At 70.5% G+C, this 16,952-nt stretch carries 10 protein-coding genes; all 10 read right to left on the bottom strand.

Annotated features, from left to right (window positions below):
- Window positions 1-5 precede the first annotated feature (5 nt).
- Window positions 6-1,361, bottom strand: a complete 1,356-nt coding sequence (locus BM109_RS13555; RefSeq protein ID WP_093343539.1) for an esterase-like activity of phytase family protein — start codon at window positions 1,359-1,361, stop codon at window positions 6-8.
- A gap of 73 nt (window positions 1,362-1,434) precedes the next feature.
- Entirely contained in the window at window positions 1,435-3,768 is a 2,334-nt protein-coding gene (pbpC, locus tag BM109_RS13560) for a penicillin-binding protein 1C (protein WP_093343541.1), read from the bottom strand.
- Between the two features lie 19 nt (window positions 3,769-3,787).
- A complete protein-coding gene (locus BM109_RS13565; RefSeq protein WP_093343543.1) occupies window positions 3,788-9,811 on the bottom strand; it encodes an alpha-2-macroglobulin in 6,024 nt (2,007 codons plus the stop codon).
- Between the two features lie 115 nt (window positions 9,812-9,926).
- The gene (locus BM109_RS13570) at window positions 9,927-10,403 is read right to left on the bottom strand and encodes a DUF2269 family protein (RefSeq protein ID WP_093343545.1); all 477 of its coding nucleotides are present in this window, start codon (window positions 10,401-10,403) and stop codon (window positions 9,927-9,929) included.
- Window positions 10,400-10,777, bottom strand: coding sequence for a DoxX-like family protein (locus BM109_RS13575; RefSeq protein WP_093343547.1), 378 nt, complete (start codon window positions 10,775-10,777; stop codon window positions 10,400-10,402). Before BM109_RS13575 ends, BM109_RS13570 begins: the two co-directional genes overlap by 4 nt.
- Window positions 10,774-11,892 carry a saccharopine dehydrogenase family protein gene (locus BM109_RS13580; protein WP_093343549.1) on the bottom strand — a complete coding sequence of 373 codons (1,119 nt, stop codon included), beginning with the start codon at window positions 11,890-11,892 and terminating at the stop codon, window positions 10,774-10,776. Before BM109_RS13580 ends, BM109_RS13575 begins: the two co-directional genes overlap by 4 nt.
- Window positions 11,889-13,520 carry an FAD-dependent oxidoreductase gene (locus BM109_RS13585; protein WP_093343550.1) on the bottom strand — a complete coding sequence of 544 codons (1,632 nt, stop codon included), beginning with the start codon at window positions 13,518-13,520 and terminating at the stop codon, window positions 11,889-11,891. The genes BM109_RS13580 and BM109_RS13585 overlap by 4 nt, the downstream gene beginning before the upstream one ends.
- Before the next feature lie 19 nt (window positions 13,521-13,539).
- Window positions 13,540-15,105, bottom strand: a complete 1,566-nt coding sequence (locus BM109_RS13590) for a polyamine aminopropyltransferase (protein WP_371268808.1) — start codon at window positions 15,103-15,105, stop codon at window positions 13,540-13,542.
- A complete protein-coding gene (locus BM109_RS13595) occupies window positions 15,102-15,320 on the bottom strand; it encodes a DUF350 domain-containing protein (protein ID WP_019653703.1) in 219 nt (72 codons plus the stop codon). Before BM109_RS13595 ends, BM109_RS13590 begins: the two co-directional genes overlap by 4 nt.
- Window positions 15,321-15,377: 57 nt before the next feature.
- Window positions 15,378-16,874 carry a DUF4178 domain-containing protein gene (locus tag BM109_RS13600; RefSeq protein ID WP_093344139.1) on the bottom strand — a complete coding sequence of 499 codons (1,497 nt, stop codon included), beginning with the start codon at window positions 16,872-16,874 and terminating at the stop codon, window positions 15,378-15,380.
- Window positions 16,875-16,952: the final 78 nt, after the last annotated feature.

The following is a 16,952-nucleotide window of genomic DNA, read 5'->3' on the forward strand; positions in this document are numbered from 1 at the left end:
CGGCCTCACTTCGCCTGCAGCAGCGCCCCCGCCTCCAGCAGCACCAGCTCGTTGTCGTCGGCCTTGTTCGGCTCGCGGCTGCTCGAGAAGGGCAGGTTGTTGTCGTTGCCGACGACGATGTGGGTGGCATCCACCACGTCGACGTTCTCGATGGTGAAGAACGGGAACTTGAGCACGCCGTCGTTGAGCGGCTTGCGCGCGAGCTTGTCGGGGTCGGCGATGTTCAGCAGGTCGATGTAGCCGATCTTGCGCACCGGGCCGCCGACGTTGGCGTCGCTGAGCTCGACCTTGTAGACGCGCTTGAACTTCGCGATGTCGTGGAAGCAGTCGGTGCGCTTCTGGCCTTCGGGGCAAGCCTTGTCGCTGGTGCCTTCGCCGTTGTCGCGCTCGATGATCAGGCCCGTGGTGCCGTCGATCATGTTGAAGTCGCCGATGGCGTTGCCGTTGGCCTCGAGCACGTACTTCCAGTGGCGGCCGGTCCACTTCTCGCCCGCCACGTCGAACTCGAGCACGCGCAGCGCTTCCTTGCCCTCGACCTTCTCGAAGTCCTTGGCCTCGGCGTTCCACACCGGGCCTTCGAGCAGCGCGTAGAGCCTGCTGCCGTCCTTCGAGGCGGCCATGCCCTCGAAGCCCTTGGAGCGCTTGATCTGGAAGTCGACCGCGCCGCCGGGCACGCCGGGCGTGGTCACGGCCGGGTTGTCGGGCGAGCGCACGACCTTGCCGTCGACCTGGGTGTCGAACACGGCGAGCACCTTGCCCTTGAGGTCGGCCTTGATCAGGTAGGGACCGAACTCCTCGCCGATCCACAGCGCGCCGCCGGCGAACTGGAAGCTCTCGGGATCGAAGTCGGAGCCGGTCAGGTAGCGCTGCTTGCTGCCCTCGTGGACGATACGGAACGGCACCTTCTTGTCGGGGTCGTGCAGGAACACGGTGGCCAGGCGCTGGAACTTGCCGCTCTTGAAGTCGACCTTGTAGTGGTTGAGGTAGAGCATGAAGTCGGGCGAGTTGGCCTTCGCGCCGGCACCGTTGTCGGTAAGGATCCAGAAGCTGCCGTCGTCCATCTTCTTGATGCCCGAATGGCCCTGCAGCGGCTGGCCCTTGAAGGGCAGCGACACGCCGGTGCCGCGGCCGCCCGAGAGGCCCTCGACGCTGCCGATGGCTTCCACGCGCTTGGGCGTGGTGAACTTGCCGCTGACCTGCAGGTCGGCCGGCGCGTCCTTGGGCGCGGCGACGAAGCTCTGCGCGGGCAGCACGGCATGGCCGGCGAGGGTGGCGGGGAAGGCGGTCTGGGCCGAGGCACCGGTGGCGGCGAACGCAGCGGCGGCGGCCAGGGCGAGGAGGGAAAGGCGCGTCTTCTTCATGGAGGTCGGGAGTCCGAGTCGAAAACGCGAGACCTTGCCGACGACGCGTGACGCCGCGGTGACATGACTGCCACTAAGGTGCGATATCGATGATCACTTCACGCGACTCGGCCCGGCCTTGATCGTCGACCACGCGCAGCACGTAGCGCCGGCCCGACTCGGCCAGGTCGGGCATCCAGGCGAGGCCTTCGCCGGGCGCGGCACGGCCGACCAGCGCATCGTCGGCGAACCAGTAGAGGGTCTGCGTGCCCGCCGCGGCCTCGGCGCGCAGCACCAACGGCTCGGGCCTGGCCACGCGCAGCGTGTGGCGCACGCCGCGCAGCGGCGAGCTGATGAGCGGGGCGGCCTCGGGCGCGCCCGCGTCCTTCTGCTCGCAGCCGTCGGCGGGCACGCTGGCGCGCGGCAGGCCGGCCTGGCGGAACAGGCGGCGCATGTCGCTGCCCCATTGCTCGACCACCTGCTGGCGCGCGTTCGGCTGCGGGCCGCAGACCACCTTGCCCGTGGTCTCGTCGACCCACACGGCGCGATGCAGGTTGCTGACCTGGATCGGCGACTTGCCGGCGATGAACCAGGTGCGCGTGCGCACCGGGCACAGCGCATCGGGCAGGCCGCCGGTGGCGGCGCAGACCTCGACCTGGCGCAGGTTGGCCGGCTGCGTGACGGCAACCTCGCCGGGATCGAGCCGCTCGGCGCGCAGCGCGTCGACCATGCGCAGGAACAACGGCGCGGCCGCGTCGACGCCCACCAGCGCGGGATTGCTGCTGCCGTCGAAGTTGCCGACCCACACCACCAGCACGTGGCGGCCGAACACGCCCGCGGTCCAGGCATCGCGAAAGCCCCAGGAGGTGCCGGTCTTCCAGGCGATGGCGGGCCGCGCGGGCAGGGTGGTGTCGGGGCGCGGCGTCTGGCGCAGCATGTCGAGCGTGATGAACGAGGCCTCCTCGCTCAGCAGCCGCAGCGGCTGCGCGGGCCGCTCGTCGGGCGCGGGCTCGGTGTAGCGCAGCGGCTGCGCGATGCCGCCATTGGCCAGGGTGCCGTAGAGGCCCGCGAGCTCCTCGGGCGTGACCTCGCCGCCGCCGAGCACCAGCGCGAGGCCGTAGTGCGATTCGCTCTGCAGCTTCTGCACGCCGGCCAGCCGCATGAAGTCGTAGAGCCCGGGCTTCGAGAGCTTCGCGGCCACCGCGACCGCGGGCACGTTGCGGCTGCGGATCAGCGCCTCCTGCGCCGACAGCGGCCCCGCGAAGCGATGGTCGAAGTTCTCGGGCGTGTAGGGACCGAAGGCGGTCGGCGCGTCCTTCAGCATGGTCTTCGGATGCAGCAGCCCCTGGTCGAGCGCGAGCGCGTAGATGAAGGGCTTGAGCGTGGAGCCCGGCGAGCGCTTGGCCTGGGTGCCGTTGACCTGGCCCGCGATGGCATCGTCGTGCCAGTCGGCCGAGCCGATCAGCGCGCGCACCTGCATGGTCGAGGCATCGAGCAGCAGCGCGCTCGCGTTGTTCATGCCGACGTCGGCATGCGTGCGCAGGTACTGGGCCATCACGCGCTCGAGCGTGGACTGCATGCGCAGGTCGAGGGTGGCGCGGATCTCGACCGGCGCCGCGACGCCGGCATCGCTTCGCGGCTGCGCGAGCAGCATGTCGGTGAGGTGCGGCGCCAGGAAGGGCAGGCTGCCGCGCGACTGCGCCGAGAGCACGAGCTGCGCCTCGGGCGCATGCTGGCGCGCGGCGGGATCGCGCTCGGCCCACAGCGCCCAGAGCCGTTCGCGCGCGGCCTGCAGCTCGGTGTTGCGGCCGCGCTCGGCGATGCGCTTGACCGGGTTCTGCGGAATCACCGCGAGCGTGAGCGCCTCGGGCAGGCTGAGCCGGGCGGCGTCCTTGCGGAAGTAGATCAGGCTCGCGGCCTGCACGCCCTCGATGTTGCCGCCGTAGGGCGCGGTGTTGAGGTAGGCCTCGAGGATCTCGCGCTTGCCGTGGCGCGCCTCGATCCACAGCGCGGCGGCGATCTGCGCGACCTTGCCGCCGGCCGTGCGGCTGTCGATGCCGTAGAGCCGGCGCGCGAGCTGCATCGTGAGGGTGGAGCCGCCCTGGCGGCGCTCGCCGCTCGCGATGCGCCAGGCGCTGCGCACCAGCGCCGCGGGATTGACGCCCGGGTGGGCGTAGAAGCGCCGGTCCTCGTAGAGCAGCACCGCGTCGATCAGGGTGGGCGAGATGCGCTCGAGCGGCACCCACAGCCGGTACTGCTCGTCGGCCGCGAGCGTGAGCCGCAGCAGCTCGCCGCCGCGCGCGTAGACGGCGCGCGAGCTGCCCACGGTCTCGCTGAGCGGCGCATGCGGCCACAGCCGCAGCAGCGCGAGCAGCAGGGCCAGCAGCACGCCCGCGATCAGCGCCCGACGCGCGAGGGTCCGGGTCATGATTCGCTCCGCTCCGGCCTCAGTTCGCGACCACCTGGAAGCGCGCACCGGCCGAGCGCGCGTAGATGCGCCGGTCGTACATCGCCTCGCCGTAGGCCGCGGGCACCACGAAGTCGCCGACGTTGGTGGCGCGTGCCTTGTAGGTCACTTCGAGCAGGTTCTTGTCGACGCTGCCGTAGAACACCACGCGGTCCTCGCGGATGTCGGCGTACTGCACCTTCCAGGAGCCGTTGCCGCCCAGGCGCTTCTTCCAGACCGGCGCGTCGGCGTTCTCGCCCTCGGCGTCGTCGCCCACAGCCTGCAGCACGGGCTCGAGGCCGCCGGGCAGCAGGTCGACCAGCGCGACGTCGGCGATCTGCGGGCGCTCGAGGCTGCGCACGCGCACCCGCACCGTGACTTCCTCGCCGAGCTTCGCCTTGGTGACCGGATTGCCCTTGGCATCGAGCACCTCGTGGAACACCTCGAGTCCCTGGTTCACCGCGGTGTCGGGCAGCTTGCGCTCGAAGCCCTGCTCGGTCCAGCTGTAGTAGAGGTTGAAGTCGCTGTCGTTCGCGAGGCCCAGCTTCGCGGTGCCGGCGGGCACGGCGGCACGCGCCACCGGGTTGACCGCGCCGAGCGCGAGCGCCGCGGCCTTGCCCTGCGCATCGATGGCCGAGGCCGTGAGCTTGCCCTCGGCGTTCTGCGCCACGGCGTCGAAGTAGGCATCGACCGCCATCAGCATCGCGGCCGACGACAGGCTGTTGTACCAGCCGTCGCGCACCATGCCGGCCATGCCTTCCCAGACGGCGGGCTTCAGCGTCTTGAGCCGCGCCGGGAAGTGCCGGCCCACCAGGTGCAGCATCATGCTGTCGTGCACCAGCGGGTCGTAGTAGCGGCCCCAGACGTTACGGCGCTGGTTCTTCTCGCTGCGCGCGAGCAGGTCGGCCCACACGGGGTTGAGCAGCTCGTTGGCCACCTGCTCCTGCTTCACGAGCTGGTAGCTCGCCGCGAGGTAGACGGCGCCGAGGTCGTCGCTCCAGCCCGCGGCCTGCTTAGCCTGCTGGTTGCGCCAGGTCTCGCGCAGGTTGGCCAGCGCGGCCGGCACCACGATGCCCTGGCGCGTCAGCAGGTAGGCCGCCTGCGTACGCTGGCGCCAGCCGTCGAGCGACGAGTCGCCGCTGCCGAGCCAGCCCTGCAGGTAGGTGTTGGCGCGCTGCAGCAGGTCCTGCGGCACCGGCAGCTTGTGATCGCGCGCCTCCACCAGAAGATGCACCGCATAGAGCGTCGCGAAGGGATCGGCACCCGCGCCGGGCCACAGCGAGAAGCCGCCGTCGGCCGTCTGGCGCGCGCGCAGTTGCACGAGGTAGCGCTCGAGCGTCTTGCGCGCCTCGGGCAGCGGGCCCTGGTCGGCCGTACGGCCGCGCGCCATCTCCTTCAGCAGCTCGGGCCGGCCCGCGAGCAGCACGGCCGGGAAGGTCTGGCTCGTGATCTGTTCGGTGCAGCCATGCGGGTAGGCCTCGAGGTATTGCATCAAGCCGGTGGCGAAGGCCCAGGGGGCGGCCGACACCGCGAGGTCGCTGCGGCGGAAGTTCGGATAGAAGTCGCCCTTGCTCGCGATCTCGCCCGAGCGCTGGAAGCTGCCGGCCTGCACCAGCGAGACGAAGGGCGAGGCGGGCCGCACGCTCACCTCGGTGGCGAGCCGTGCGCTGAAGTTCTTGTGCGTGGAGGTGAACACCAGCGCCGAGGAACCCAGCACCGCTTGCTCCCCGGGCTTGGCGCGCACGTTGAACTTCGTGCTGGCCTCGCCGCGCTCGTTGACCTTGAGCGTCTGCGTCGCATCGCCGACCACCTCGAGCCCGCCCGAGGCGGTGAGCGTCAGCGCGATGGGCGCTTCCTTGCCCGAGCCGGCGATGTTGTTGGCCAGGCCCACGCCGACCTCGACCGTGTCGCCGGGCGCCATCGCGAGCGGCGCGTTCGGCAGGATCACCATGTCGCCGCGCACCGTGGTGCGGGTGCTCTTCGCGGCGGTGGTCTCGTCGTTCACGGCCACCGCCATCACGCGCAGGCTGCCGTTGAAGCTCTCGGGCACGGTGTAGCTGAACTCGCGGCTGCCGTTCACGTCGACCAGGCCCGACCAGTAGGCCACCGGCTTGTCGCGCTTGCGCTTGAACGGGTTCAGGTGCTTGCCGAGCTCGCCTTCGCCGTCGCCGCCGGGCGCGGCGCCTTGCATCAGCTTCTTGAACTCGGGCAGGATCAGGTCGAGCGTCTGCAGGGTGCCGACCTCGAGCGCGCGCTTCTGGAAGAAGTGCTTGAGCGGGTCGGGCGTCTTGTAGCGCGCCACCTGCAGGATGCCCTCGTCGACCGCGAACACCACGGCGCGCGTGGGCTGGTCGCTGGTGAGCTTCATCTTCACGGTCTGGCCGGGCTTCACGAGCTCGGTGCTCGTGAGCTGCAGGTTGGCCGTGCGCTTCGACAGGCTGGTCGCGAAGGGCGCGATGCCGTAGGACAGCGGGCTCATGTAGACCTCGTCCGAGGCCGGGTCGCGCACGAAGTGCACGTTGATGTAGCCGGTGCCCTCGAAGTCCTTGGGCAGCACGATCTTCTGCACCGAGGCGGTCTTGTCGGTCTTGAACCAGGCATGGGCATAGACCTTGTCGCGCTCGATGGTGATCAGGCCGGCGCCGACGTAGGGCGCGCGGATGCTGACCTCGATCTCCTGTCCGGGCTCGTAGTCCTTGCGGTCGAGCGTGAGCTGCAGCTCGGCATTGCGGTCGAGCGAGCGGCTGACGTTGGCGTTGCCCGCCACGCTGTACTCGACGCGGTTGAGCTCGAGCCCGCCGGCATTGCGCACCACGTAGGCGAAGTTGCCGGGCGTGCCGGTGTCGAGCGCGACGTTGTTGCCGGCCGCGGCGATGGCCAGCGGCTTCTCGTCGAGCACGATCTCCTTGCGGCGCGATTCGTAGCGGTACAGGCCGTTGTCCTGCTTGATCAGCACCGACAGCACCTTGCGCTCCACGCGCTGCAGCACCAGGTCGGCCACCGCGGTCTTCTTGGCCTGCGGGTCAATCGCGATCACGTGCGCGTTGCGCGCCGCGCCCTTGCTCACGTAGCCGGTGTCGCCGTCGACCTTGACGCCCACCAGGTAGGGCAGGTCGCTCACCAGCGTGCGCGCCTCGGCCGACACGCTGCGCCCGCCCTCGGGCTCGAAGGCCTTGGCCAGCACGTGCACCTGGTAGGTGGCGGCCTCGAAGCGCGACAGCCGCAGGTCGAACTCGGCCTTGCCCTCGACGCTGGTCTGCACGCTGCCGAGGTCGTCCACCTGCTTCTCGGCCGCGCGCTGCGGATCGAAGAAGGCGTAGTCGGCGAAGGCGCGGAACACCGGGAAGGCCGGGCTCAGCGTGAGCGTGCCCTCGACCTTGCGGTCGGGCGCGGGCGTGCCGAACAGGTTCTGCACGTCGATCAGCGCCTTCATGTCCTTGGGCTTCACCCAGCCTTCGGCGATCTCGCTGCTGAGCTTGGCCGTGACCTTGGTGCGGTCGGGCAGGAACTCCTGCACCTTCACCGTGGTGCTGCCCAGCAGCAGCCCCTGCACCTCGGGCGCGCCGGGCGAGGACTCGCGCGGCAGGTAGAGGTTGACGGTGTAGTTGCCGGTCGGCGAGGTGTCCTGCGTGGCGTGCGCGATCTCGGCCGCGCCGCCGGGGCCGAGGCGCAGCTTCTCGCGCCGCACGCTCAGGCCGCGCGCATCGATGATCTCGGCTTCGAGCGGCAGGTCGCGCAGCGAGGTGCCCCAGTTGCCGGCCTTCACCATCATCGCGATGTGCATGGTGTCGCCCGGGCGGTAGATGCCGCGGTCGCTGAAGACGTAGGCCGTCATCTGGTTCGGCACGCCGGCCGCGCGCAGGCCGCCGACATCGAAGCGCGAGATGTCGAGCGTGCGGTCGGTCTTGTTGAAGGGCAGGAAGCTCAGGTCGCCGTCCTTGCGCACCACCAGCACCACCGGCTGCTTCTCACGCTGGAAGCCCGCGAGGTTGGACAGCTTCGCGCGGCCCGTGGCGTCGGTGGCCTGCGACGCCACGATCATGCCGTTGCGGCCCCACACCTCGACCAGCGCGCCGCCCACGGGCTGGCCGTTGGCGATGCTCTGCACGAACACGTCGCGCGTGCCGTCGAGCGACTTCTTGGCGACGATGCCCAGGTCGGTGACCAGCACCAGCCGCTCGTCCTTCTGGTCCTCTGGGTTGCCGCTCTCGGGGTTGCCTTCGTCCTCGCCCGAGGACTGCTGCTCCTCGTCCTCGGACGACGCCTCGGTGGCGTCCGCTTCGCCCTCGGGCTTCTTCTTCGCCTTGGGATCGAAACCCTGCACCTTGAGCAGGAACACGCCGCGCCGGTCGCTGATGTCGCTGCGCAGGTACTCGGCGAAATCGACCGTCTCGTAGTGCGCCTTGCCGGGCGGAATGGCGAGCGGGATCTGCTTCTCGAAGCGGTCGACCAGGTTGTCGGTGCCGAGGCCGCCGTAGAACTTGGGATGCGAGAAATCGCCGTTGCTCTGCGTCACCAGGTGCTGCAGCTGCTGCGGCAGCAGGCGCCCGATCTCGACGCGCACGCCCGGCAGGTCGCGCACCAGGATCGGCAGCTTGCGCTCGCCCGACAGCGCGAGCAGCGAACCCTGGCTCATGATCGTGAGCTCGGGCGCGAAGGTCTTGAGCAGCTGCACGCTCTGGAAGGCCGTGCCGAGCTGGTAGCCGCCGGGCGTCTTCAGGCCCTTGGCCACGCGCACCAGCAGGTAGCGCCCGCCCTCGGCCTGCGGCAGGCGGAAGCTGACCGTCTCGGTCACCTCGCGCTCGCTGGCGATGGGCTGCAGGCCGATCTTCTTCGCGCGGCGCAGCACCGCGTCGGTGATCTTCGCGGGATCGGCGGACCAGTCGAACTTGTCTTCCGGGTCGCCCTTGGGATCTTCGGTGGCCGGCAGCAGCCAGGCCTGCACCAGGCGCGCCATCTCGCGCTCGTGCACCGGCATCGAGGCGCTGACATGCATCACGTGCTCGGGCTCGCCGTTCTCGCCCGTGACGATGGTGGGTTCGACGCTCGCGATGTCGAGGCTGAAGAGGCCGGGGATGTCGACCGCGCGCGAGACGTCGTTGCGCTGGCCCGGGCCGCCCTTCTGCGCCACCGCGCCGGAAGTGAGGCTCAGCAGCACGGGGCGGGTCTTCTCGGGAATGGGCAGGGGCTCGGACTGGACCGTGGCCGTGAGGCGCAGCTTGTCGTAGCTGACCGTGAATTTCTCGCTCGCGCATTTGCCGACGCTGAAGAACGAGCTGCTGCAGGCCTGGTCGTAGGTGAGCACCAGCCGCTTCTCGAACTCGGCGGTGTTCACGGGATGCGAGAAGCGCACCTGGAACAGCGCGCGCCGCACGTTGGCCTGCACCGGGTCCTGGTAGAACTCGGCGCTCGCGATGCGGGCGCTGAACTCGGCCGAGCTGAAGTCGTACTTGCGCTGTTCGATCTCGATGTGCGGTGCCAGCGCCTCCTTCGAGAGCTGCACCTTGTAGGCCTGGCCCACCGGCCAGTCCTGCGCGGGCAGGAACTCCAGCTTCTTGGCATCGGTCCAGGTCCAGCGGCCCGCGATGGCCGGCTCGATGCCGACGCCCGTCGCCTCCTGGCCGACACGCGCGATCGGCGCGACCGAGGCCGAGAAGTTGATGACGACCGGATTGGGCCCCTTGTCGAGCTCGATCTGCGTGCGCGGCGGCGGCACGATCTGCGCCGTCGCCACCACGGGCTCGACGCGATCGGGCGTGAGGCCATGCCACCACTTCAGGAGCTGCGGACTGGCCATCCACCCCGCGAACGCCAGCAGCACCAGCAGCAGCACCCAGGCGAGCCGCTGCTGCAGCCATTGCAGCCCGAGCAGCAGCAGCGCGCCCGCGATGCGCAGCCAGCCCGGGGGTCGCCAGGAACCGATGAGCCCGCGCGCGAGCGGGCGCAGGAAGCCGAGCGCGCGGCCCAGCCCGGTGAAGAGCACGTCGCTGAGCGACGCGAGTTTTCGATTGGCAACTTGAAGCATGGAGGCTCCCCCGGTGTTTTTGTCGGCGTCTGGCAGTCTGTCCGCGGTCTGTGAACCCATGGCGGCGTGTGTGAAGTCTGTGTGAAAACCGCACAGGCCCGCGCCCCGGCCCGGCTCAGGGCGAGAGCGCGGGCTTGTTCACCATGAGCCAGAAGACCACGACCATGGCCACGAAGGCAGGGTAGCCGAGCCACTCCCACCAGCGCTGGTAGCGTGCATACAGCGGCGGCAGCGGCTGGCCTTCGCGGTGCGCCTGCCCGGCGATCGCGGCCATGCGGATCTGCAGCCACACCACGGGCAGCCAGCAGGCGCCCGCGAACACGAAGAGGCCCAGCGACAGCGCGAGCCATGGCGTGGACAGCGGCCAGCCCGCCATGTGGGCGAGCGCGAAGCCGGTGGCCGGCTGCAGGATCACGGTGGGCGTGGTGAACCACCAGTCGGCGCGCACCACCAGCCGGCTCACCACCGCCTGCGCCGCCACGCTGCCGCTGCGGTTGGTGAAGAACATGTAGAAGGCCGAGCCAAGCCCGGTGCCGACCATCAGCACGCTCGAGACGATGTGCAGCCACTTGAGGACCAGGTAGGTATTCATGGCACGGCGCGTCGGTACAGGTGCCACAGCAGCGCGGCGATCGGCAGGTTCTTGAGCAGCGGGCCCAGCGGATGCAGCCACAGCGCCGGCTGCAGGCCGGTGGCGACGGCCGTCATGAGCAGCAGCAGGCCGAGCGCCGCGAGGTAGCTGGCGCGACCCGGCCGCCACCACAGCGCGAGGCCGACGAGCAGGTCGGCCGCCGCGCCGCCGACGATCAGCAGCTGCACCAGCCAGGGCGGCGAGGCGATGCCGGCCTCGGCCAGCACCCGGCGGCTCTGCCCGTCGAGTTCGACGATGCTGACGACGGCCGTCACCAGCCAGACCGCGACGAGGCTCAGGCGCAGCAGGCGGTCGTCGTCGGCCGGGCGGGTCATGGCATTCGCGGCGTCTCGTCGACCACGTCCGTCACCATGCCCCAGCGCGCGAACTCGGGTTCGAACTCGGGCAGCGCGAGCAGGCCCATGCAGGCCTGCGCGCCGACGGGCAGCGCATCGCCGCGCGCGAGCCGGCGCGCCAGCAGGATGGCGGCCATGCAGGGAATCTCCGGCCCATGGTTGTCGTCGGCCGCGATGTGCCAGGCGCGGTGCGCGGCGGCGCCTCGTGCGTCGATGCCTTCGACGCGCACCACCATGCCGCCGAGCGCGCTGCCGAACGCATCGAACAGGCCGCCCGTGGCATGCAGCAGCGGCGCCAGCTTCTGCGGCGCGGGCAGCAGGCCGATGCGGCGCAGGGCCGCCAGGAAGGCGAAGGCCTGCTGCGTGAGGCCCACTTCGAGCGCGGCGCGGAACATCACCGACTGCACGCCGGCATGCCGCACCGGCAAGAGTTCGAGGTCGGGGATGTCGCACAGCGCGCCGCGGCGCGGGCGCATGCGCGCGAAGCGCACGGTCGAGGGCCGGGCCCAGCCGGGCTGCTCGGTCCAGCGGCCGTCCTGCCAGACGCGGATCGGCGCGCCGCAGTAGGCGAGTACGCCCGCGAGCGTGGCCTCGCCGCGCGGCGCGCCCTGGGCCGGCGCGATGCAGATGTCGATGCTACGGACGCCCTGCCAGCCGGCCGCGAGGTGGTCGACCACGGCCGAGGAGAGGGCAGGCACGGTGCTCGCGCCCGTGATGGCCGTGCGGCCCGCGCTGCGGAAGGCGCCGTCGAGCGCCACGGGAAAGTCGCAGACGAAGCGGCGGCCATCGGCCAGGTCGATGTAGTGCGCGCCGGCGGCGGCCACCGCCTGCGGCACGCGGTAGTCCTGGTTCTGGAACGGGCCTGCGGTGTGGATGACGAGCTCGACGCCGAGCTCGCGCAAGCCCCGCGCGAAATCCGGCGACTGCGCATCGACGCGAACGGCACGCGCCTCGCCCGCCAGCGATTGCGCGAAGGCCGTCGCCCGTTCGAGATCACGGCCACCCACCAGCAGCTCGATGGCCGCATCGGCGGCCAGCGCGCGGCTGATGCGCGCGCCAAAGTTGCCGTAGCCGCCGAGCACCAGCGTCTTCATGCCAGGCTCGCTCCGGCCACATGCCCGCGCGTGAAGGCTTCCTCGAAGATCGAATAGCCCGACCAGTCGGCATGCGCGAACGACAGCCGGCCCGCGATCACGCTGCCGCGGTGCGCATCGTCGGGCGCGGTGCGCTGCGAACCGATCTGCGCCAGCAGGCCGGGCCGCGGAATGGCCATGGCATGCCCGTAGCGCGTGATCTCGATGCGCGTGGCCAGCGCGGGCAGGTCGGGGTGCGGCACCGAGAGCTCGGCCAGCAGGTCGTCGCGCCAGCCGGTCCACGGCCGCTCGAGCAGCAGGCGGCGGCCGTCGCCCGCGTCGTAGCGGCTCGGGCCCAGCGGCCGGTACCAGCTCAGCACGGTGCCGCGCGGCGTGGGGTCGAGCGTCTGGTGGCGCGCATCGACATAGCCGAGGCCGCGCGTGCCGTAGACCACGTTGTCCCAGCTCGGCGCGGCACCGGGGCGATCGACCAGCGGGCCGCGCAGGTGCACGTTGGCCACCAGCCACGGCGCATGGCGCACGTGCGCGGCGGCATGCGCGAGCACCGCGGGCGCGTTCTCGACCACGCGCGCGGCGACGAACACCGGCAGCGCGACGATGCAATGCGCGGCCTGCCAGCGCACCAGCGATTGCGAGGCGGCATCCCAGGCATCGACCTCGACGCCGCCACGCACCTCGGCGATGCGCACGACCACCTGGCCGGTGCGCAGCCGCTCGCCCAGCGGCTTGGCCAGCTGCTTCGTGAGCCAGCCGTTGCCCTCGGGCCAGGTCAGCACGCCGTCGCGCTCGGGGTTGGTGTCGTTGGCGCTGCCCGACGGATCGCCGGGTGCGTGGAAGCCGTGCCGGCTCGCGAAGTAGTGGATGCCGGCCCAGGCCGAGACCTGCTCGATGCCCGCGCCGTAGTCGTCGCGGCAGCAGTAGTCGAGGTACCAGCGCAAGTGGTCGTCGCTGAAGCCCTCGCGGTCGAGCCAGGCCGAGAAGGCCTGCGCATCGAGCGCCAGCAGCTCGGGCGTGACCGCGACCTTGAGCGTGGGAATGGCGAAGTGGGCCGCATGCTGGAGCGCGTCGATGCGCTGCGCGAAGCGGCGGTACTGCGCCTGCGTGTCGGCGCCCACGCCATGCACCGGCAACAGGCCGTCCTGCCACTCGCCGTGGAAGAACAGCCGCTCCTGCGGGCTGTGGCACAGCGTGCGCTCGTCGTATTCCCAGCGGCCGGCCACGCGCCGGCGCAGGCCCAGTTCCTCGAGCAGGTCCTGCACCTCGCGCGCATCGTCGCCGGGCACCGGCAGGTAATGCGCGCCGAGCGGGCAGGCGATGCCGTTGACCATGCCGCCGCGCGCATTGCCGCCCGCGCTGTCCTCGAGCTCGAGCAGCGCGAAGTCGTCGATGCCCGCGAGGCGCAGCGCGCGCGCCGCCGCGAGCCCGGCGACGCCGCCGCCGGCGATCAGCACGCGGGTCTTGCGGGTGCTCGCGGGCGCGCGCGACTTCAGCGTGCCGTCGCGCATCGCGTGGCCGCGCGCCATGTCGATGCCGGTGAAGCCGCCTTCGATGGGCGGCGGCGCATCGCAGCCGGCGAGCGCGAGCGCACCGGCGGCGCCGACCGTGCCGAGGAAGCTGCGCCGCCTCATGGCCGCATCGCCCGCGCGCTCAATGTGCCATGACCTTGCCCCACTCTTGCTCATAGGTGGTGACGAGGACCTGGTTGGAGAGCCGGTTGACCTCGGCCGGCACGCGTGCCATGTCGAGCGGGAAATCGAACATCAGCGGCAGCGTGGGCGCGGACAGGAAGCGCAGGCCCGCGGGCAGCGCGTCGGGCTTCCGGTAGGGGCGGTGGCTCGCGATGATGAAGCCCCATTCGCCGAAGCTCGGCACATGCACGTGGTAGGGCGTCGCGGTCAGGCCCACCGACTCGACCGTCTGCGCCACGGTCCAGAAGCTCTTGCGCGCCACCAGCGGCGAAGTGGTCTGGATCACCGCGTAGCCGCTGGCCGCGAGGCGCTTGTCGAGCAGCGCGTAGAAGCTGTTGGTGTAGAGCTTGCCGATCGCGAAGTTGGTGGGATCGGGGAAGTCGACCACGATCACATCGAACAGGTCGTCGTCGCCGCGCTGCTGCAGCCACTGGAAGGCATCGGTGTTGACGATCTTGAGCTTCGGCGACGACAGCGAATGGCCGTTGAGCGCGGCCAGCGTCTCGTGGTCGGTGAACAGCTTTGTCATGTTCGGGTCGAGCTCGACCAGCGTGATCGACTCCACCGAGGGGTACTTGAGCACCTCGCGCACCGCCATGCCGTCGCCGCCGCCGAGCACCGCCACTTTCTTGGGGGCGCCATGCGCGGCCATCACGGGATGCACCAGCGCCTCGTGATAACGGTACTCGTCGCGCTCGGCGAACTGCAGGTTGCCATTGAGGAACAGCCGGTGCCCGAGCAGCCCGCGCGTGACCACGATGCGCTGGTAGGGCGAGGTGGCGCTGAAGACGATGCGGTCCTGGTAGAACTTGTCCTCGGCCAGCGTGGTGATGTGGTCGGCGCCGATGAAGCCGCCCAGCAGCGCCGCCAGCGACAGGAAGCAGGCCAGCGCATGCGCGCCCACGCGCCGCAGCTCGTGGCGGAACAGCCAGAGCGCCCACACCGCCACCGCCGCGTTCATGAAGCCGAACAGCAGGCCGGTGCGGATCATGCCGAGCTGCGGCACCAGGATCAGCGGGAAGGCCACCGACACCGCGAGCGCGCCGAGGTAGTCGAAGGTCAGCACCTGCGACACCAGGTTCTTGAGCGCGACGTTGCGCCGCAGGATGCGCATCACCAGCGGGATCTCGAGCCCGACCAGCGTGCCCACCACGACCACCAGCCCGTACAGCAGCAGCCGGAACGCACCCGGCGCGTAGGCATTGGCCAGGAACAGCACGGCCGGCAGCGCGCCGCCGATCAGCGCCACCATCAGCTCGATGCGCAGGAAGTGGGCCGGCAGCTGGCGGTCGAAATAGCGCGACAGCCACGAGCCCACGCCCATCGCGAACAGGTAGGTGCCGATGATGGTGCTGAACTGCAGCACCGAGTCGCCCAGCAGGTAGGAGCTGAGCGCCGCCGCGCTGAGTTCGTAGACCAGCCCGCAGGCGGCCACCACGAAGACGCTGGCGAGCAGCGCGATCTCGACGGGCTGCGGCCCGCGCGCATCGGCCGGGCGCGCGGACAGGGCCTGCTCCTCGCTCAATGGATGGCGGCGGCGACGATGATGCTGATGCCCAGGCTCATCGCGGCGACGACCAGGCCCAGTGCCACGTTCTGCTTCTCGACGATCTCGCCCCAGAGGTCATAGGGCGTGATCTTGTCGATGATCAGGAAGCAGAGCCAGAAGATCACCACGCCGATCAGCGCGTACACGAGCGATCCGAGGACCACGCCAGGTTTCAGCCATTCAAATCCCATGGGGACCTCCAGTCGTATCTGTATCTATCAGTCGATGAATCGGCAGCGCGATCTTCGTCATTTGTGGCCGCCGCCGCTCGAGGAGCCGCCGTAGGAGCCGCCCGAGCTGCGGAAGCCGCCGCCCGAACCGCCGCTGCTATTGCTGCTGCAGGTGCTCAGGATGATGAGCAGCACGATGATCACGATCGCGATCACCACGATCGTGCCGCAACCCAGCCCCGAGGCCGCGCTGACCGGCGACGCGTCGGAGCGCTCGAACAGGTCCTTCTTGGCATCGAGCTTGAAGGCCGTGGCGACCGCGCCGCTGTCGATCTTGCTGCCCGAGGACCAGGTGAGCTCGTTGACCGAGCGCTCCATCGACAGCAGGGCGCCGCCGACCGCGAAGTCGCGGTTGAAGGTCTTCTGCCCGCGCTCGACCTGCCAGTAGAACTCGCCGGCCACGTAGGTGGTCTCGGCGTTGTAGGCGTACTGCTGCTGGTAGCGCTTGCCGAGGTAGGTGGCGGTGCTGCCGTTCTCGGCCATCACCGGCGCGCCGGTGGTGGGGCGCACCATGCTCCAGCCGTCCTCGGCGTCGACCAGGAAGCTGAAGCCGCGCTTCTTGTTGTAGAGCAGGTACTCGTCCCAGCCGAACTGCTCGTCGTCGCCGGGCTCGCTGCCCATGCGGTGCTGGAAACCCACCACCTGCCACTGCGCGCCCTGCAGCTGGCCCATGCTGCCCAGCGCGATCAGCGGGCGCACCGGCTCGTTCTGCGCCGCGTGCTTGAGCTCGCCGCCGATGCCCTGCGACAGGTCGATGATGCTGTTGCACGAGCGGCAGGTGACGCTCTTGCTGTCGGCCAGGTTGAGCGTGACCGGCGAGCCGCAGTTGGGGCAGTTGAAGCTGCGGCCCTTCTCGTCCTTGGCCGAATCCTCGCGCAGGCCCGTGAGCTGCAGCGATTCGAGATCGACCGAACGGCCCAGCGAGGCCGTGGGCGGCTGCGAACCGTAGTCCAGGCTCAGCACCAGGCCCTTGTCGTTGCGCAGCTCGACCACCTGGAACGGCCGGCCGAGCTCGGGCAGGTGCGGCAGTTCGCCCTGCGCCGAGACCAGCGTCACTTCCTCGTTCGAGGCGACGGTGTAGCTCTGGCCGTTGAAGGCGCTGGTGGCGCCCACGCGCAGGTCGGCCGCGGCCGGCGCCGTGCGCTGCAGTTCGAACGGCAGCGAGAAGACGTAGGCGCCGTTGTCCTCGCTGAGCACGCCGGTGCGGTCGCCGTCGAGGGCCGCGATCCACTCGGTCCAGCGGCCGCCGGCGTACTTGTACTGGAGCCGGCCGACGATGGTGAAGGGCTTGTCCTGGATGCGGCCCGCGGCGAACAGCTGCAGCGGGCTGAAGTCGTCGAACAGCTCGGCCATCTTGCCGGTGCGCGCGAGCGTGTCGCCCTGGCGCACGACGGTGCTCTGGCAGTAGGGGCAGACCGCATGGGTCGACTGGGCCGATCGGAACTCGACCGGCGCGCCGCAGCCGGGGCAGGGCGCGCGGTAGTAGCGCTGGGTGCCGCCGGCTTCCTCAGCCATGGCGCGCACGCGCGGGCGCGAGGCCCGCAGCATTCTTCCAGCCGATCATGCCTCTCACGCCCGTCGAGCGGGCGTCAG

This window comes from Variovorax sp. PDC80 (assembly GCF_900115375.1).
GTDB lineage: Bacteria > Pseudomonadota > Gammaproteobacteria > Burkholderiales > Burkholderiaceae_C > Variovorax.